The organism is Acidovorax sp. FG48, from assembly GCF_057809085.1.
Window position 1 is genome coordinate 40,610 of sequence record NZ_JBMDJH010000015.1, and the last position, 17,256, is coordinate 57,865.

Sequence of the window (17,256 nt, forward strand, 5' to 3'; positions counted from 1 at the left end):
CCGGTGCGTGCCGCGTTCGACGCCCTGGGCCCTTGGTTGAACGAGTCTCCGGTGGCTCAGGATGCCGAGCCTGACGCACCTGCAGCACTCGCGGGTCAGCGGCGTTTTCGTGCGGTGTTCATTTCGGACTTGCACCTTGGCACGCCGGGGTGCCAGGCTGACGCGTTGCTGGATTTTCTGAAACACCATCCCAGCGACCATCTGTACCTGGTGGGGGACATCGTGGACGGATGGCAGTTGCGCCGCCGCTGGTTTTGGCCACAGGCCCACAACGACGTGGTGCAAAAGTTGCTGCGCCGCGCGCGCAAGGGGTGCCGCGTGGTGTTTGTTCCTGGCAACCACGACGAGTTTGCCAGGGCGTTTGTGGGGCATTCCTTTGGGGGCATTGAGGTAGTGTCCGATGCGGTGCACACCACTGCCGATGGGCGCAGCCTCTGGGTCACCCACGGCGACCACTTTGACGGCGTGATCCAGTGCGCCAAATGGCTGGCCTATGTGGGTGACAACCTGTATGAATTCACGCTCAAGCTCAACCGCCATCTGAACACCTGGCGAGCCCGCATGGGGCTGCCGTACTGGTCGCTGTCTGCTTACCTGAAGGGCAAAGTGAAAAAAGCGCTCAACTATGTCACCGACTTCGAGGTGGCAGTGGCCGCCGAGGCCCGCCGCCGTGGGCACGACGGGGTGGTCTGCGGACATATCCACCGCGCGGAGATGCGCGAGATCAACGGGACCTTGTATTGCAATGATGGCGACTGGGTGGAGAGCCACACAGCGCTGGTCGAACACCTGGATGGCCGACTGGAGCTGTTGTACTGGCCCGCCACTCCTGCGACCCGTGTCTCCCACCAGACCGAACAGGTGCCCGCATGAGGATCGCGTTGCTGACCGATGCATGGCTGCCCCAGGTCAATGGCGTGGTGACCACGCTGGTGGAGTTGGTTCGCGAGCTGGAAGATGCCGGGCATGATGTTCACGTGCTCCACCCCGAACAGTTTGCGACCCGTCCATGTCCCGGTTACGCGGGCATTGACCTGGCTGTGCGGCCCTACAAGGTGCTTGCCCATAAGCTGGATGCCTTGCAGCCAGATGCCATTCATTTGGCGACCGAGGGGCCTCTGGGGTGGGCGGGGCGTCGCTATTGCCTCAAGCGTGGCCTGGCTTTCACCACCGCCTTTCACACGCGCTTTCCTGAGATCCTGCAGGCTGCCCTGCGCATACCGCTGCGTTGGGGGTATGCGCTTTTCAGGCATTTTCATCGTCCCTCGTCCGGGGTGATGGTGCCCACACAGGGGGTCTTGCAGATGCTGCAGCGGCGGGGCTTTAGCCATCTGCGCTTGTGGACGCATGGTGTGGATACCCAGGCGTTCCGATTCCATGGCGAGGTCTGCCAGAGCCCGCTCACGGGCGTCCTGGCCCATCCGGTGGCGCTGTATGTGGGCCGTATCTCGTATGAAAAGAACATTGACGCCTTTTTGCAGTTGGACATGCCAGGCACCAAGGTCGTGTGTGGTGTGGGGCCGCTCGAAGCTCGGCTGAAAGCCAAGTACCCGCAAGTGCGGTGGCTTGGCATCCTGTACCGAGATTCGCTGGCACAGGTCTACGCCTCGGCCGATGTCTTTGTGTTTCCAAGCCGCTCCGAAACCTTTGGGCTGGTCATGCTGGAGGCCATGGCTTGCGGCACGCCGGTGGCGGCATTTCCTGAAGATGGGCCGCGGGAAGTGCTGGGGGCTGGGGAGGGTGGGGCGCCCCTGGGCGGCGTTTTGCATGACAGCCTTTTGGCGGCCACGCAGCAAGCGTTGTCTATACCGAGGTCCGAGGCACGAACCCGGGCACTGGAATTCACTTGGGCACATGCAGCCCGGCTGTTTCAACAGTATTTGGTGCCTGCCCGCTCCAGCTCACAGGGAGCTCCTGTGTCTGTCACAAAGTCTGTCACGCAGTTGTCATCTGGGCGTTAAATACTGCAGCGATTCCGCAATTGCTGCACCCGCGTATCCATGCCGCCCCTGCCTACCGCCGATTCCATCCCTTTGCAGCGCGAGTACCCCGATGCCGCCGGAAACTCCTTGCACCCCGTGTCACATGACAGCGATCCTGGGGCGGCAGAGCCTGTCACAGGCGGTGCTCCCCATATGTTTCTGGACCGTGACCACAGCATTCTCGCGTTCAATGAACGCGTGTTCGACTGGGCGGTCCGTACGGATGTGCCGCTGCTGGAGCGGCTGCGCTATCTGTGCATCGTCTCATCCAATCTCGACGAATTCTTTGAGGTGCGTGCGGCAGCGCACATCACGGCGGCGAAGAAAGGCGAGACCAAGGGCATCTATACCGCAGCGTCTTTTGAGGCGCTGTCCGCCCAGGTTCATGACTTGGTGGAGCGTCAATATGCGCTGTACAACGAAGTGCTGGTCCCTGCGTTTGCGCAGCATGGCATCCATATCGTGGCGCATGGTGACCGGTCCGCAGAGCAGAGGCGCTGGGTTCATGAATATTTTGCCCGCGAGGTCCGCCCCCTGTTGATCCCGGTGGGACTCGATCCGGCCCACCCGTTTCCGCAGGTGGCCAATAAGTCGTTGAACTTCATTGTGCGTCTCAAGGGACATGATGCCTTTGGTCGCGAGAATGAAATCGCCATCGTCAAGGTGCCGCGTGCCTTGCCCCGTCTGATCCGCATGCCGAAGAAGGTGGCACCCGACGGGATGTTGTTCGTCAGCTTGTCCAGCATCGTGCGTGCGCATCTGGAGGACCTGTTTCCTGGCCGAGAGGTGACGGAGTTCTCGCAGTTCCGGGTGACGCGCCACTCTGACCTGGCCCTGGACGAGGAGGATGTGCGGAATCTGCGCACCGCCTTGCGGCAAGGCCTTCAGCAACGCCATTACGGACAGGCGGTGCGCCTGGAAGTCTCTGCGGGCTGCTCTCGCTTCCTGTCGGACTTCCTGCTGCAGCAGTTCGATCTGCCCAACGCGGCCCTGTACCGTGTGCATGGTCCTGTGAACCTGGTGCGCCTGAATCAGCTGGTGGATTTGGTGAACGATCCTGCGTTGCTCTTTCCGCCGTGGAGTTCCGCCTGGCCGCGTCAGCTCCAGCCAGGGGTGTCGATCATGGGGCAGCTGCTCGAGCGCGACGTGTTGATCCATCAGCCCTTCGAGAGCTTTGATGGGTTGCTGGCCTTTTTGCGGGAGGCCGTGAACGACCCGCAGGTGCTGGTCATCAAGCAGACCATCTACCGCACCGGTTCCGACTCGGAGCTCATGGACCTGCTCAGCGAGGCAGTGCGCCGGGGCAAAGAGGTGATGGCCGTGGTGGAGCTGAAGGCCCGTTTTGACGAAGAGGCCAACATCAACTGGGCTGAGGCGCTGGAGTCAATCGGGGCGCAGGTGGTCTATGGCGTGGTGGGCCTCAAGACCCACGCCAAGATGCTGCTCGTCACGCGACGCGAGGGGCGGCAGCTGCGCCGTTATGGACACCTGTCCACCGGCAATTACAACGTGCGCACAGCCAAGCTGTATACCGACCTGAGCTACCTCACGGCCGATGAAGAAACCACGGCCGACATGGATGGTGTGTTCAATCACCTGGCGAGCCAGAACCGGCCTCCCAAGCTGCGCAAGCTCATGCTGGCGCCGTTCCATCTGCACCGCCGCATGATCGAAAAAATCGAGCGCGTGGGTCTGGCGGCAAGCCGTGGTGAAGAAGCCCGGATCGTGGCCAAGATGAACGCCCTGACAGATGAGGGACTCATGCGCGCGTTGATCCTCGCCGGGCAGCGCGGTGCGCGCATCGATCTGATTGTGCGGGGGGCCTGCATGCTGGCGCCCCAGGTGCCGGGAGTGACTGACAACATCCGCGTGCGCTCGGTGATTGGACGGTTTCTGGAGCACACGCGTGTTTTCTACTTTTGTGCGGGTGATGAAGAAGACCTGTACCTCTCGAGCGCCGACTGGATGAACCGCAACATGATGCGTCGCGTGGAGCTGGCGTGGCCCGTCACGGACGCCAAGCTGCGTCAGCAGATCATTGACGAGTGTTTGGTGGCGTACCTGTGTGATGACCGCGATGCCTGGACATTGAACGCAGCCGGCACCTACGACCGTGCAGCACATCCTGTGGACGGCCATGGCGCACAGAACGCCTTGATGGTGCGCTACGGGCCGCGCCCGGCCCTTGGCCGCAAGGAGCCAGGGGCCGCATGATGGACTTGATTCTCTGGCGTCACGCCGAGGCGGAGGAGGCCGAAGACGGCGGGGATGACCTGGCCCGCCCGCTCACGCCCCGGGGCGAGAAGCAGGCAGCAAGGATGGCTGCATGGTTGGATCGGCAGTTGCCGGAGGGCCTGAGGGTGGTGGCTAGTCCCGCGCGGCGAACTGAGCAGACGGCCCATGCCCTGGGACGCAAATTCAAGATGCGCGCTGAGCTGTTGCCTGGAGGAACGCCCCAGGATTTGCTGGAGCTGGTGCAGTGGCCTCGCGCCAAGGGTGCAGTGCTGGTGGTGGGGCACCAGCCCATGCTGGGCCAGACTGTTGCCCAGTTGCTGCAACTTCAGGCTCCTGAATGCCCAGTGCGCAAGGGCTCTGTCTGGTGGTTGCGCCAGCGCCAGCGCTGGGATCACAGCCAGACCGTCCTGATGGCGGTGCAGTCTCCAGAATTTCTGTGACTTGTCCGGCGATGTCCGGGTGCGAAGGCGCTCGCTCTGGACACGCCGTGTCTCTTGGGGCAGATTTACTTGCGGCCTGCTTTGCCGCTGGCCTTGGTCGCTGGCTTGGCTGGGGTTGTTGGCGCGGGTTCGGCTGCATCGGCCTTGGGGCGCCCGGTCTTGATCGACGGCACAGCTTGCAAGGCGCTGCGCAACGCGCTGTCTGACAGTCCCGCGAGCACCTTGAGCCCTGCGCGCAGCAGCTCGCTCTTCTTGACAGGGTGGGCCAGTGCTGTGGCGCGGTCTTTCAGGGTGTCGAGTACCGCGTACTCGTCTTTGGGGATGGTGAAGCTGTCACGGACCAGCTTGGGCTTTTTGCCCTTGGGCTCCGTGGCCTTGGTGGGCTTCACTGGAGCCACTGCCTTGGCAGGCTTGGTCGCGGGGGCTGGCTTGGAGGCTGGCGCCTTTTCTGCTGCGGCTTTTTTGACGGGCTTTGCAGCCTTGGATGCCTTTGGAGCCTTGGGTGCCGTTACCGGCTTGGTTGGCTTGGCAGCTTTGACTGGCTCAGCGGCGGGGGTGACGATGAGGCTGGGGGTTGTGGTGGTAGTGGTCATGGCAGAAGATTGATAAACGGTATAAACAGTTTATACCGTTTGTTGTTTCCCCTCAAGGCATGTCCACAACCAACTCCCATGGGGTTTTTTGCCAGGCTTGAACTTCTTCGCGCAGAAGGTGGGCCGACTGGGGGTATGCGATGGCCCATCCCGGGCGCGCGCTGACCCGAAATCGCTGTCCGTCCGCCTGCAATGACAGCCCTTTGCTATCAGGCTCCCGGCGTGCGTGGCACAGGGCCACGGCCAAGCGCAAGCACAGCAGTTGCAGCACAAAAATCGGATCGTCCAGTCCCACCCCCAGCTTGCGCACCTTCCCCCGCTGCCCCTGCACCAGCACTCCGAGGCGGTGCAGTTCGGGCACCGCAAACCCAGCGGCATCCGTGTTGTCCAGGATGTAGGCGCCGTGACGGTGGTAGTCACTGTGTGAAATGCGGCAGCCAATCTCGTGCAGGCGGGCGGCCCAGTCCAGCTTGCGGCTGGCGCGTTCGCTACCGGGCGGGGCAGCCTGGTCAAACAATGTGCAGGCAGTGCGCGCAACACGGTCTGCATGCTCCATGTCCACGCCAAACCGCTGCATCAACCCTTGGACCGTCGCGGTGCGCAGGTCGGTGCCGGGTTGTTCGCGATCCAGGAGGTCATACAAAGCCCCTTGGCGCAGGGCCCCTTGTGCAACCTGCATTTCGTGGATATCCAGCAGGTCAAACACGGCACGCAGCACGCTGATGCCCCCCCCGATGACTGCTCGGCGCTCCTCCTTGAGCCCGTCCAAGCGGAGACGGTCGGCACTTTGGACGCGGAGCAAACGCTCTCGCAGCCAGTTCAGTCCATCGCGGGTGATCAGGCCCGGCGATCCTCCAGCGGCGGACAGAATGTCACCCACGGCGCCTGCTGTGCCCGACGACCCATAGGCAATGTCCCATGTATCGGGGCGAAAGGTCGCGAGCGCCTCGTCCAGCACTGCCTTGGCCGCAATCTCTGCCCCCAGAAAGGCCTGGGGGGAGAACTCACCATTGGAAAAATAGCGTTGCGACCAAGCTACGCTGCCCACCCGGAAAGAGGCCACCGCATGGGGCGTGAACTGCTCGCCAAGGATGAGTTCGGTGGACCGTCCTCCGATGTCCACGACCAAGCGGCGCTCGTCGGACTGGGGCAACAGCCGGGCCACGCCCTGGTAGATCAATCGGGCCTCTTCGGGCCCGGACACCACATCAATCGGATATCCCAGCACCTCACTGCCGCGTGACAGGAACTCCTCGCGGTTGCGCGCTTCGCGCAGCGTCTGTGTGGCCACAGCGCGCACCTGGGCGCGGGGAAAACCTGCCAAGCGCTCCCCGAAACGAGCCAGACAAGCCCAACCCCGCTCCATCGCGTCGCGGGTCAGGTTGCGGTCTTCGTCCAGCCCGTTGCCCTGTCGCACCGTTTCCTTCAGGTATTCCACCCGCTGGATGTGTCCGAACTCATAGCGCCCGATTTCCAGGCGAAAACTGTTGGAGCCGAGGTCGACTGCGGCGAGGCGTGTGCCGTTCTGCATGTGTGTTGGGTGGGAGCTGCGTGCGGCATCGTACCGCGATGCGCGTGCCCCGATCCGGGGTGTAGGCCGCTAATGCCTGGGCAGGCACGGATCGGGCTGTGAAGGGAGTGTGAGGGGGTTGTGTGACACATCCATGACGTCGGGTACGCGGCGTCATGGCGGTTGTTGCAATGTTCCTGGGGTGGTCTGTTGTGTCACTGAATTGTCACGATAGGTCTCTAGAGTTCGCTGTGTTCCTGTCAACCCCTGCCGAAAGGTACCTCATGAAACGCGTATTTCTCAAAACCGTCGCAGTAGCACTGGCCGCCCTGGCAGTGGGCAACGCCTTTGCGGCAGACATCACCGGCGCTGGCGCCACGTTCCCTTTCCCGATGTATGCCAAGTGGGCGGAAGCCTACAAGAAGGAAACCGGCGTGGGCCTGAACTACCAGTCCATCGGTTCCTCGGGCGGTATTCGCCAGATCCGCGCCAAGACCGTGGCTTTTGGCGCGACCGATGCCCCACTGTCGGGCGCTGAGCTGGAAAAAGACGGCATGGTGCAGTTTCCTGCCATCATCGGCGGCACTGTGCCTGTGGTGAACCTGGACGGCTTCAAGCCCGGCGAACTGCGCGTGACCGGCCCTGTGCTGGCCGAAATGTACCTGGGCAAGATCACCAAGTGGAACGATGCCAAGCTGGCAGCCCTGAACCCCGGCAAGACACTGCCCGACCAGAACATCACCATCGTGCACCGCGCCGATGGCTCTGGCACCACGTTCAACTGGACCGACTATCTGAGTTCCGTCAGCAAGGAGTGGGCTGATACGGTGGGCAAGGGTGCTGCGGTGAAGTGGCCTGCTCAGTCTTCCGTGGGCGGCAAGGGCAACGAAGGCGTTGCGGCGAACGTGACCCGTGTGAAGGGTGCGCTGGGCTACGTGGAGTACGCCTACGTCAAGAAGAACAACATGACGTTCCTGCAGCTGCAGAACGCCGATGGCAAGTATGTGTCGCCTGACGATGCCACCTTTGCTGCTGCAGCCGCCAGCGCTGACTGGTTCAGCGTGCCTGGCATGGGGATTTCGATGGTGAATGCCAAGGGCGCCAATAGCTGGCCCGTGAGCACGGCGTCCTTCATCCTCATGTACGCCGACCCTGCAGACAAGGCCCAGTCGGCCGAAGTTCTGAAGTTCTTTGACTGGGCCTTCAAGAACGGCAAGGCCATGGCGGCTGACCTGGACTACGTTCCGCTGCCTGACACCCTGACGGCACAGATCCGCTCCAAGGTCTGGTCGCAAATCAAGAAGTAAAGCGGTTTGCCCCAGAATAGTGCCCATCGGCCGGCAGGTCTGGCCGATGGGCGCTGGTTTGTGGGGTCTCCAGAAGCCAGATGGGAGTCAACATGAGCGTGGGAACCACCATGAGTTCGCAACCCGTGTCCGTCAAGACGACGGACGCCCCCACACCGTCAATGGTGTCGATTGCCAAACGGCAGCGGCTGCAGGACATCGTTTTCCATCGGCTGACCCAGAGCCTGTCGCTGCTGGTGCTGGTGGCGCTGCTGGGCATCATCGTCTCGCTGTTCATTTACGCGTGGCCCGCTTTCCACAAGTTTGGCATTCAGTTCATCTGGCGCGCTGAGTGGGACATCATCAATGAAGAATTCGGTGCGGCGATCGCCATCGTCGGCACCCTCGCCAGTGCGGGGATTGCACTGCTGATCGCCGTGCCGCTGGCATTTGGCATTGCACTGTTCCTGACAGAAACCTGCCCCGTGTGGCTGCGCCGCCCGCTCGGCACGGCGGTGGAGTTGCTGGCGGCCGTGCCGTCCATCATCTACGGCATGTTTGGTCTGTTTGTGTTTGCACCGTTGTTCGCAGACCATTTCCAGGTACCGGTGCAAAAGCTGCTCGGTTCCATGCCGTTGATTGGCTTCCTGTTTGGCGGCAGTACCAATGGCTTTGGCATCCTGGCTGCTGGCATCGTGCTGGCCTTCATGGTGCTGCCCTTTGTGGCGGCCGTGATGCGCGATGTGTTCGAGATCGTTCCCCCCATCCTGCGCGAGTCCGCCTACGGCCTGGGCTGCACGACCTGGGAGGTGGTGCGCCGGGTGGTGCTGCCCTACACGCAAAAGGGCGTTATTGGCGGTGTGATGCTGGGTCTGGGCCGGGCCTTGGGTGAGACGATGGCCGTCACGTTCGTGATTGGCAACGCCAACCGCATGCCTACCTCGCTGTTCTCGCCCGGCACTTCCATCGCATCCACGCTGGCCAATGAGTTTGGCGAAGCGGCGGACTTCCACTTGTCCACACTGTTCGCCCTGGGCTTCCTGCTGTTCGTGATCACGTTTGTGGTGCTGTCGGCCGCCAAGATCATGCTGCTGCGCGCCGAGAAGGCCAAGGGCCTGTAAGCCCTGCAGCCCGCTCCCGACCCTCTTCAGAGACAAGCTCCATGGAATTCAATCAACAACTCTACGCAAAGCGCCGCCGCTCCAACGCCATTGGTCTGACCCTGTCACTGGGCGCCATGGCACTGGGCCTGTTCGTGCTGCTCTGGATTCTGAGCGTGCTGCTGTCCAACGGCTTTGCTGCCTTGGACTGGAACATGTTCACGCAGTCCACCCCAGCCCCTGGCTCCGACGGCGGTGGCTTGGCCAACGCCATCGTGGGCAGCCTCCTGATGGTGGGCTTCACCGTGCTGGTGTCCACACCCATCGGCGTGCTGGCGGGCGTGTACTTGGCCGAGTACGGCGACCAGAGCAAGACCGCAGAATTGACCCGATTCGTGACGGACATCATGCTGTCTGCCCCCTCCATCGTTTTGGGCCTGTTCGTGTATGCCATCGCGGTGGCGACCGTGGGCAACTTCTCGGGCTGGGCGGGCAGCCTGGCGCTCTCGCTCATCGCTGTGCCTGTGGTGGTGCGCACTACCGAGAACATGTTGCGCCTGGTGCCCGGCAGCCTGCGCGAAGCCGCCTTCGCCTTGGGTGCACCGCGCTGGAAGGTCTCCACCATGGTCACCCTGCGCGCTGCCCGCAGCGGCGTGATGACCGGTCTGCTGCTGGCTGTGGCCCGCATCAGCGGCGAGACCGCGCCTTTGCTGTTCACCGCGCTGAACAACCAGTTCTTCAGCACCAACATGAATGCGCCCATGGCCAACCTGCCGGTCGTGATCTTCCAGTTTGCGCTGAGCCCTTACGAAAACTGGGTGCGCCTGGCCTGGGGCGGTGCGCTGCTCATCACGCTGTCGGTGCTGATCCTCAACGTCGTGGCGCGGGTGTTCCTGCGCGAAAAGAACCGCGTCTGATGGCGGTTGCTCATCCTGCCAACGCCATCGACAAGACTGCCTCCATTTTCAGGAATTGACAATGAACGCCACTGCTACCGCCACCGCCAGCAAGAACGCGCTGGAGCTGCGTAACCTAAGCTTTTTCTACGGCAAGTTCCAGGGCCTGCGCAACGTGAGCCTGGACATCGCCGAGCACAAGGTCACCGCCTTCATCGGCCCCTCCGGCTGCGGCAAGTCCACGCTGCTGCGCACACTCAACCGCATGTACAGCCTGTACCCCGGCCAGCGCGCCGAGGGCTCCATCAGCTTCTACGGCCAGGACATCCTGGACCCCAAGCAGGATATCAACCTGCTGCGCGCCCGCATCGGCATGGTGTTTCAGAAGCCCACGCCGTTCCCCATGTCCATCTACGACAACATCGCGTTTGGAGTGAAGCTGTACGAGACGCTGAGCAAGAGTGAGATGGACGACCGCGTGGAGTGGGCACTGTCCAAGGCCGCACTGTGGACCGAGGTGAAAGACAAGTTGCACCAGAGCGGCCTGTCGCTCTCCGGGGGGCAGCAGCAGCGCCTGTGCATTGCACGCAGCGTGGCGGTGAAGCCTTCGGTGCTGTTGCTGGACGAGCCCACCTCGGCGCTGGACCCGCTGTCCACCGCCAAGATCGAAGAGCTGATCGACGAACTCAAGCACGACTACACCATTGCCATCGTGACCCACAACATGCAGCAGGCCGCCCGCTGCAGCGACTACACCGCCTACATGTACCTGGGCGAGATGATCGAGTTCGGCGCCACCGAGCAGATCTTCTTCAAACCCGAGCGCAAAGAAACCGAAGACTACATCACCGGCCGTTTCGGCTAAGGAGACAGCAGATGCCCGATAAACATCTTTCGTCCCAGTTCGACAGCGAACTCAACAGCGTCTCTGCCCGCGTCATGGAAATGGGCGGTCTGGTGGAGTCTCAGATCCGCCAGGCGGTGTACGCGCTGTCGCAATTCAGCCTGGAAGCCGTGGAGACGGTGGCCTCGATGGAGACCCGCATCAACGCGATGGAGGTCGAGATCGACCAGGAGCTGTCCTCCATCATCGCCCGCCGCCAGCCCACTGCGCGCGACCTGCGCCTGCTGCTGGCCTTCTCCAAGGCCACCGCCAACCTCGAACGCATGGGCGACGAAGCCAACAAGATGGCGCGCATGGTGCGCTCCATCATCGAAGGCGGTGCGCCGCGTTCGTTGCCATCGAGCGACCTGCGTGTGGCAGCCGAGCTGGCCTCGGGCCAGCTGCGCAAGACGCTGGATGCATTTGCGCGGCTGGACGTGAAGGCGGCGGTGGCCATCCTCAAGGAGGACGACCTCATCGACAAGGAGTTCGACGGCTTCGTGCGCAAGCTCATTACCTACATGATGGAAGACCCCCGCACCATCTCCCCCAGCCTGGACCTGCTGTTCCTCGCCAAGGCCATCGAGCGCATTGGCGACCATTCCAAGAACGTGGCCGAACTCATCATCTATCTGGTCAAGGGCAAGGACGTGCGCCACACAGCCCTCGACGAGATCGAGTCGGCAGTGCTGTAAGTACGGGGCGCTGATTCACCATGAGAAAGCTTCCCCGTGTCCTCATCGTGGAGGACGAACCCGCGATTGCCGAGCTGATTGCGGTCAACCTGCGACACAACGGTTTCCAGCCCTTCTGGGCGGAAGACGGCGACTGCGCGCAGCGCGAGCTCGATGCCGTGCTACCCGACGTGATCCTGCTCGACTGGATGTTGCCAGGGCAGAGTGGTCTGTCGCTGGCGCGCAAGTGGCGTGCCGACAGCCGCACCAAGCCTATCCCTATCCTCATGCTCACCGCCCGAGGCGACGAGCCTGACAAGGTGGCCGGGCTCGACGCGGGTGCCGACGACTACATCACCAAGCCATTTTCCACGCAGGAGCTTCTGGCCCGCATCCGTGCGGTGCTGCGTCGTCGTGCCCCCGAGCAGGTGAGCGACAGCGTGAGCATTGGCGAGCTGGTGCTGGACGCCGCGACCTACCGGGTCACCTTCCAGGGCCAGCCCCTGAAGGTGGGCCCCACCGAGTTCAAGTTGCTGCATTTCCTGATGAAGCATGCCGAGCGCGTGCACAGCCGCTCGCAGCTGCTCGACAAGGTGTGGGGCGACCATGTGTTCATTGAGGAGCGCACGGTGGATGTGCACGTCAAGCGCCTGCGCGAGGCCCTGGGTGCGGCGTCGGTGATGGTGGAAACGGTGCGCGGCGCGGGCTACCGGCTCACCGCCCAGCCGCAAGTGCCGCTGTCCGCCTGATCGGGCAGGCGGGCAGCCGCCCGTGAGTGATGCGATGCGCGCAATGGCTGCTATGCAGCGGGCCACTGCGGCCGGCGTGCATTGGCAGTGGCGATAGATGGATGTGGTGATGGATCAATGGGCGCGCGTGTCGCGCCCCTGGTGTTTCTGAGAAGGCTTTGCAATCCGCATGCTGTGGCGTATTTCGTTTTTCCTGCTGTGGCAGTTGGCGGGTGGTGGCCTGGGGTGGTGGCAAGGCGGGCCCTGGGGCGCCGCACTGGGGGCCGCCATTGCTGCCTGGGCGTGGTTCGTGTGGGATCTGCTGCGGGGCGTGCGGGTGCTGCGCTGGTTGCGCACGGGCGATCTGGCATCGGTGCCGTCCATGCGTGGCATCTGGGGCGAGGCAGCGGACCGTGCGCGGCGGCTGCTGCGCAAGCAGGAGGCGCAGATTCGGGACAGCCAGGACCGGTTGCAGGAGATCCTGGCCGCCCTGCAGGCCTCTCCCAACGGCGTGGTGCTGCTGGATGCACAGGGCCGCATCGAATGGTGCAACCAGATGGCGGCCAACCAGTTTGGCTTTGACGCGCAGCGCGACGTCATGCAGTCCATCGGCAACTTGCTGCGCAACCCGGAATTCACGGCTTACTTCGCCGCCAAGGACTTCACCAGCGACGTGGTGCTGGAAGGGCGACTGAGTACGCCGTCCCGGCCCGTGCGCATTTCGGTGCACCTGCACCCTTACGGCGACGGCCGCACGCTGCTGCTGTCGCGCGACGTGACGGCGCTGGAGCAGGCCGATGCGATGCGGCGCGACTTTGTGGCCAATGTGTCGCACGAGATCCGCACACCCCTCACGGTGCTGACCGGTTTCGTCGAAACCTTGCAGACCCTGCCGCTGAGCGCCGACGAGCGCTCGCGCTACCTGGGCATGATGGCGCAGCAGGCGCAGCGCATGCAGAGCGTGGTGCAGGACCTGCTCACGCTGTCGCGTCTGGAGGGCAGCCCGCTACCCGGCATGGCCGAATGGACACCTGTTCAGTCACTGATGCAGCGCTGCGAGGAGGAGGGCCGCGCCCTGTCGGCGCTGCTCACGCATAACCAGCAGCGCCCGCATGCGATGCGCTTTCCTGCGGCTGACCTGCTGCGGGCCGAAGGCGAAATCGCGGGCGTGCCTGCCGAACTGCAAAGTGCCTTGTCCAACCTCGTCAATAACGCGGTGCGCTACACGCCCGGCGGTGGTTCCATCGAGGTGCAGTGGCTGCGCAAGGAGGACGGCAGTGCCGTGTTCTCCGTGCACGACACCGGCCCCGGCATCGCGCCCGAGCACATCCCGCGCCTGACGGAGCGCTTTTACCGGGTGGACCGCAGCCGTTCGCGCGAGACTGGGGGCACCGGCCTGGGCTTGGCCATCGTCAAGCATGTGCTGCAGCGCCACGGCGCCACGCTGGACATCGCGAGCACGCTGGGCAAGGGCTCGGTGTTTTCAGTCACCTTCCCGGCCAACCGCTTGCGGGGTTTTGCCCTGCCGGGCTGATGGCTCGCCAGAGCATGGCGACGAACAGCAGTGCGGTGATTGCAAGTGCCGCAGCGCTGGCCGCCCAGAAGGGGGTGGGCGAAGCTACATCCGACCAAGGCCCGCTGCCTCCATAAGCCAACCAGTAGCCGCCGGCCAGGCCCGCGCCCCACAGCAGCGCGCAGTACACCACCAGTGGCGCCAGCGTGATGCGGTAGCAGCGCAGCACAAACACGCACAGCGTCTGCACCGCATCGGCAGCGTGGTACGCCGCCACCCAGACTAGCACCGCGCCGGCCACGGCTGCCACGCTGGCGTTGTCGGTGTAAATCTGGCTGATCGAGTGTCTTGCTATCAATAAGGAAGCTGCCAGGGCAATACCCACTAGCGCAGCCAGCGAAAAACCCATTAAAACCACCTGGCGGGCCCGCTGCGGCTGCCGTGCGCCCAGCCAGTAGCTCACCCGCGCACTGGTGGCGATGGACAGCGACAGCGGCACCATGTAGAGCACAGCGGCCATGTTGGCAGCGATCTGGTGGGCTGCCGCCGACGTGGTGCCCTGGCGCGCGATGAACAAAGCCATCAGGGTGAAGGAGGTTACTTCCACCATCACCGCCAGGCCTGCCGGAATGCCGAGCTTGGCAAAGCCTGCAATGGTGGGCCAGTGCGGGGGCTCCATGCGGCGCCACAGCCCCAGGGGGGTATAGATGTCCTGCGTGCGCAGCAGCCACACCGCCAGGGCCAGCATGCTGCAGTTGACGACCAGCGTGGCCCAGGCGCAGCCCACCACCCCCTGTGCAGGCAGGCCCCCGCCGCCAAAGGTGAACCACACCGACAGCGGCAGCTTGATGAACAGCGAGCCCACCTGCAGCCACGTGACCAGGCGCGGATGGCCCAGGGCCTGGTTGAGGGTGCTGTAGATGCGGAACAGCAGGGCGGGCGGGAGTGCCAGGGCGAGCACGGCCAGATAGTTTTCAACCTGCGGTCGGAGCGCAGGCGGCACCTCCGTCCAGCGTAGCAGCGGGCCCGGCGACAGCAGCACCGCCATGCCCAGCACAGCCGCCGCTGCGCACAGGTACAGGGCTTGCCGCAGTGACCGACCCACGGCTTCGGGCTGTTGCGCCCCGCGCTGTTCGGCCCACACGGGGAGCAGGGCCTGCAGCACGCCCATCAGGGCAACGTACACACTGATGAAAATGGCCGACCCGACGGACAGCGCGGCCAGCGACGATTCGCTGTAGCGCCCCGCCACAATGGTGTCGGTCACCCCGAAGGCCATGACCGCCAGTTGCCCCGCCAGCACGGTCAAGGCGTGCCGGGTGATGGTGGACAGCTCCGACATCAGCGAGCCGGGGCCACGCGGCGGAACAGCAGCAGGTTTTCGTTCTTGTCGGTGGGGCGGGGCAGGGTGGCCCGGGGCTCCCACAGTTCAGCGCGGACCATGCGTTCGGATGCGGGCCAGGAGGCGCTGTCCACCAGCAGCCACTGGCATTCATCCTGCAGGCCCGCGCGCTGCAGCGACAGCTGTCCATGGAACTGCAGTGCCGCCACCTGAGCGCGGTTCAGCCCCACGGTCTGAATGCAGCCGGGCTCTGGCCCAAGGGCGGTGATCACACTGCGCACCTGCGGGCCATAGCTGCGTGCGTAGTCCAGCAGGGGCAGCCACAGGGTCATCAGCAAAAGCCAGCCCAGGGCGGCGCCGCCTGCGGGCAGCACCAGGCTTTTCCAGATGGGGGCTCGGTTGCGGGACGCGCGCCACCATGCCAGGCCACACCAGCCCACGGTGGCCGCCACGGCCACCAGCAAAGCCAGCACCGAAAACTGGGGCACAAACCCGGGCGCCAGTTTGGCGACGTTGGCGGCGGGCTTGGCAGGCACCCCGGTCTGCATGGCGATCCAGATCACCCAGATCGCAAGGGCCGAGGCGGTGAAGAACAGCAGCGTGAACCAGTCAATCAAAGCCCCCACACTGCGGCGCAGCGTGGGCAGGGCAAAAGCCGCCAGCGCAGCCAGGGCGGGCAGGCCCAGCAGCAAGGCCCGGTCTGCCGGCTGGGTGGAGATGGTGGCGCCGATGGACACCAGGGTGAACCAGAGGGGCACCAGCAGGTGCCGTTGGCCCGGGCGGTTGAAGATCTGCTGGCGCCAGCGCCACAAAGTCCACAGGGCCAGTGGCCAAGCCGGCCAGCCAAACCACAGCAGCAGGCGCGCAAGACTCAGCCAGTCCTTGCCGCCCCCATCGAACCCCACAACCCGCCAGCGCCACAGGTCCAGGCCCTGGGCCAGCACAGCCGCTACCAGGGTGGAAGCCGCCAACACGGCAGCCCAACGCCAGCGGCGGTCGGTGTTGCTTGCAGGCGCAAACAGCACCAGCGCCGCGCCGCCAATGCCCAATAGGGCCGTGAGGGCGGGGGCTCCGGACAGCGTGAGCCCGGCCATGCCCAGCACCAATGCCACGGCTGGCGCCACGGTGCGGTGCGGCATGGCGGCCACCGCAAAAAACAGCAAGGCGGTGCAGCCCAGCTGCGCCAGATAGCTTGTGATCTCATGCGACAGCTGGGCCAGGCCCAGGCAGGCGATCAGCGCCAGCAAGGCGCCATCGGCAATGGCACGCGCATAGTCCAGTGGGGAAGCCTCGCCGCCAAAAGCAAACGCAACCGGTTGGGCACCCGGGCTGCGGGCCAGGTAGTACACGCCATACCAGGTGGCCATCAGGGTGATGACCAGGAGCGCGATGAATGGCATGCGGGCCGCCATTTCCGGCGACAGCCATGCCGGTGCCATCTGCAAGGCCCAGGCGCCCAGCCAGTAGGGCAGCAGCCCTTCGGTTTCGGGGGGCATGCCACCGAGCAGCGGACTGAGCCAGGGAGTGCGTCCCTGGGCCAGCTCCAGCATGTAGCCAAAGGCGGTGACGTCTGCGTTTTTCCACGGATCGCGGCCCACGAAGCCGGGCACTACGTAGGCAATGCAAAGCAGCAGCAGCGCCCAGCGGGGCAGCGGGCTGACGGCGTTCTGGGTAACGATGGCGGGGGTGGGTAGAGTCACGCGGCAGTGGGCGGCTGGGCAAAGGAGCCACCGAGAATAAAGGCAAAACCCATGAAAAAAGGCAGCCTGGTTGCCCAGGCTGCCTTTTTGGCGGGATCGCAGGGGCGAATTACTTCGCTGCGGTCTTGCCGAAACGGTTGCGGAAGCGTTCCACGCGGCCACCCATGTTGTCCACCGACTTTTGCGTGCCGGTGTAGAAGGGGTGCGATTCAGAAGAAGTATCCAGCTTGAACAGCGGGTATTCCTTGCCTTCGTGGGTTTCGGTTTCCTTGGTGTTCACGCACGAGCGGGTCACGAACTTGAAACCGTTGGACAGGTCCACGAACAGAACTTCGCGGTAGTTGGGGTGAATGCCTTCTTTCATGATCTTCCTT

At 63.9% G+C, this 17,256-nt stretch carries 16 protein-coding genes; 11 read left to right on the top strand and 5 right to left on the bottom strand.

What is annotated here, in order from left to right; genetic code table 11:
* Positions 1 to 3: 3 nt before the first annotated feature.
* The 4 genes from ACODSU_RS18635 to ACODSU_RS18650 are packed head-to-tail and all read left to right on the top strand — an operon-like array spanning position 4 to position 4,657.
* The gene (locus ACODSU_RS18635; protein WP_488843851.1) at positions 4 to 873 is read left to right on the top strand and encodes a UDP-2,3-diacylglucosamine diphosphatase; all 870 of its coding nucleotides are present in this window, start codon (positions 4 to 6) and stop codon (positions 871 to 873) included.
* Positions 870 to 1,961 carry a glycosyltransferase family 4 protein gene (locus ACODSU_RS18640; RefSeq protein WP_488843853.1) on the top strand — a complete coding sequence of 364 codons (1,092 nt, stop codon included), beginning with the start codon at positions 870 to 872 and terminating at the stop codon, positions 1,959 to 1,961. The genes ACODSU_RS18635 and ACODSU_RS18640 overlap by 4 nt, the downstream gene beginning before the upstream one ends.
* A 39-nt stretch (positions 1,962 to 2,000) precedes the next feature.
* Positions 2,001 to 4,196, top strand: a complete 2,196-nt coding sequence (gene ppk1, locus ACODSU_RS18645) for a polyphosphate kinase 1 (protein ID WP_488843856.1) — start codon at positions 2,001 to 2,003, stop codon at positions 4,194 to 4,196.
* On the top strand, positions 4,193 to 4,657 hold the full coding sequence (locus tag ACODSU_RS18650; RefSeq protein ID WP_488843858.1) for a SixA phosphatase family protein: 465 nt from the start codon (positions 4,193 to 4,195) through the stop codon (positions 4,655 to 4,657). The genes ppk1 and ACODSU_RS18650 overlap by 4 nt, the downstream gene beginning before the upstream one ends.
* Before the next feature lie 65 nt (positions 4,658 to 4,722).
* Here the strand turns inward: ACODSU_RS18650 and ACODSU_RS18655 are convergent, their stop codons facing one another.
* Both ACODSU_RS18655 and ACODSU_RS18660 read right to left on the bottom strand, forming a co-directional pair.
* A complete protein-coding gene (locus ACODSU_RS18655) occupies positions 4,723 to 5,250 on the bottom strand; it encodes a hypothetical protein (protein ID WP_488843860.1) in 528 nt (175 codons plus the stop codon).
* A gap of 52 nt (positions 5,251 to 5,302) precedes the next feature.
* Positions 5,303 to 6,781 carry a Ppx/GppA phosphatase family protein gene (locus tag ACODSU_RS18660; RefSeq protein ID WP_488843862.1) on the bottom strand — a complete coding sequence of 493 codons (1,479 nt, stop codon included), beginning with the start codon at positions 6,779 to 6,781 and terminating at the stop codon, positions 5,303 to 5,305.
* A 263-nt stretch (positions 6,782 to 7,044) separates the two neighbouring features.
* Between ACODSU_RS18660 and pstS the strand changes: the two genes are divergently transcribed.
* The 7 genes from pstS (at position 7,045) to phoR (ending at position 13,861) form a co-directional block, all read left to right on the top strand.
* On the top strand, positions 7,045 to 8,067 hold the full coding sequence (pstS, locus tag ACODSU_RS18665; protein ID WP_488843864.1) for a phosphate ABC transporter substrate-binding protein PstS: 1,023 nt from the start codon (positions 7,045 to 7,047) through the stop codon (positions 8,065 to 8,067).
* Positions 8,068 to 8,147: 80 nt separating this feature from the next.
* Complete coding sequence (gene pstC, locus ACODSU_RS18670; protein WP_015013587.1) at positions 8,148 to 9,167, top strand: phosphate ABC transporter permease subunit PstC; 1,020 nt, start codon at positions 8,148 to 8,150, stop codon at positions 9,165 to 9,167.
* Positions 9,168 to 9,208: 41 nt separating this feature from the next.
* Positions 9,209 to 10,063 carry a phosphate ABC transporter permease PstA gene (pstA, locus tag ACODSU_RS18675; RefSeq protein WP_015013588.1) on the top strand — a complete coding sequence of 285 codons (855 nt, stop codon included), beginning with the start codon at positions 9,209 to 9,211 and terminating at the stop codon, positions 10,061 to 10,063.
* Positions 10,064 to 10,124: 61 nt separating this feature from the next.
* A complete protein-coding gene (gene pstB, locus ACODSU_RS18680; protein ID WP_015013589.1) occupies positions 10,125 to 10,907 on the top strand; it encodes a phosphate ABC transporter ATP-binding protein PstB in 783 nt (260 codons plus the stop codon).
* A gap of 11 nt (positions 10,908 to 10,918) precedes the next feature.
* Positions 10,919 to 11,620: a phosphate signaling complex protein PhoU gene (gene phoU / locus ACODSU_RS18685; RefSeq protein ID WP_010457902.1), complete on the top strand. Its 702-nt coding sequence runs from the start codon at positions 10,919 to 10,921 to the stop codon at positions 11,618 to 11,620.
* 20 nt (positions 11,621 to 11,640) lie between these two features.
* Positions 11,641 to 12,348: a phosphate regulon transcriptional regulator PhoB gene (gene phoB, locus ACODSU_RS18690; protein ID WP_488843866.1), complete on the top strand. Its 708-nt coding sequence runs from the start codon at positions 11,641 to 11,643 to the stop codon at positions 12,346 to 12,348.
* A 169-nt stretch (positions 12,349 to 12,517) separates the two neighbouring features.
* A complete protein-coding gene (phoR, locus tag ACODSU_RS18695) occupies positions 12,518 to 13,861 on the top strand; it encodes a phosphate regulon sensor histidine kinase PhoR (RefSeq protein ID WP_488843868.1) in 1,344 nt (447 codons plus the stop codon).
* Here the strand turns inward: phoR and ACODSU_RS18700 are convergent.
* From ACODSU_RS18700 to ACODSU_RS18710, 3 genes are all read right to left on the bottom strand, one after another.
* Positions 13,815 to 15,182 carry an MATE family efflux transporter gene (locus tag ACODSU_RS18700; protein ID WP_488843870.1) on the bottom strand — a complete coding sequence of 456 codons (1,368 nt, stop codon included), beginning with the start codon at positions 15,180 to 15,182 and terminating at the stop codon, positions 13,815 to 13,817. The genes phoR and ACODSU_RS18700 overlap by 47 nt on opposite strands.
* A complete protein-coding gene (locus ACODSU_RS18705; RefSeq protein WP_488843872.1) occupies positions 15,182 to 16,882 on the bottom strand; it encodes a hypothetical protein in 1,701 nt (566 codons plus the stop codon). Before ACODSU_RS18705 ends, ACODSU_RS18700 begins: the two co-directional genes overlap by 1 nt.
* A 109-nt stretch (positions 16,883 to 16,991) precedes the next feature.
* Positions 16,992 to 17,246 (bottom strand): type B 50S ribosomal protein L31, encoded by a 255-nt coding sequence (locus ACODSU_RS18710; RefSeq protein WP_015013594.1) that lies wholly within the window; start codon positions 17,244 to 17,246, stop codon positions 16,992 to 16,994.
* Between the last annotated feature and the right edge of the window lie 10 nt (positions 17,247 to 17,256).

Excerpts from the sequence above, each read along its gene's own strand:
- ACODSU_RS18640 (WP_488843853.1), top strand. The coding sequence starts at position 870 with ATGAGGATCGCGTTGCTGACCGATGCATGGCTGCCCCAGGTCAATGGC.
- ppk1 (WP_488843856.1), top strand. The coding sequence starts at position 2,001 with ATGCCGCCCCTGCCTACCGCCGATTCCATCCCTTTGCAGCGCGAGTAC.
- ACODSU_RS18650 (WP_488843858.1), top strand. The coding sequence starts at position 4,193 with ATGATGGACTTGATTCTCTGGCGTCACGCCGAGGCGGAGGAGGCCGAA.
- ACODSU_RS18655 (WP_488843860.1), bottom strand. The coding sequence starts at position 5,250 with ATGACCACTACCACCACAACCCCCAGCCTCATCGTCACCCCCGCCGCT.
- ACODSU_RS18660 (WP_488843862.1), bottom strand. The coding sequence starts at position 6,781 with ATGCAGAACGGCACACGCCTCGCCGCAGTCGACCTCGGCTCCAACAGT.
- pstS (WP_488843864.1), top strand. The coding sequence starts at position 7,045 with ATGAAACGCGTATTTCTCAAAACCGTCGCAGTAGCACTGGCCGCCCTG.
- pstC (WP_015013587.1), top strand. The coding sequence starts at position 8,148 with ATGGGAGTCAACATGAGCGTGGGAACCACCATGAGTTCGCAACCCGTG.
- pstA (WP_015013588.1), top strand. The coding sequence starts at position 9,209 with ATGGAATTCAATCAACAACTCTACGCAAAGCGCCGCCGCTCCAACGCC.
- pstB (WP_015013589.1), top strand. The coding sequence starts at position 10,125 with ATGAACGCCACTGCTACCGCCACCGCCAGCAAGAACGCGCTGGAGCTG.
- phoU (WP_010457902.1), top strand. The coding sequence starts at position 10,919 with ATGCCCGATAAACATCTTTCGTCCCAGTTCGACAGCGAACTCAACAGC.
- phoB (WP_488843866.1), top strand. The coding sequence starts at position 11,641 with ATGAGAAAGCTTCCCCGTGTCCTCATCGTGGAGGACGAACCCGCGATT.
- phoR (WP_488843868.1), top strand. The coding sequence starts at position 12,518 with ATGCTGTGGCGTATTTCGTTTTTCCTGCTGTGGCAGTTGGCGGGTGGT.
- ACODSU_RS18700 (WP_488843870.1), bottom strand. The coding sequence starts at position 15,182 with ATGTCGGAGCTGTCCACCATCACCCGGCACGCCTTGACCGTGCTGGCG.
- ACODSU_RS18710 (WP_015013594.1), bottom strand. The coding sequence starts at position 17,246 with ATGAAAGAAGGCATTCACCCCAACTACCGCGAAGTTCTGTTCGTGGAC.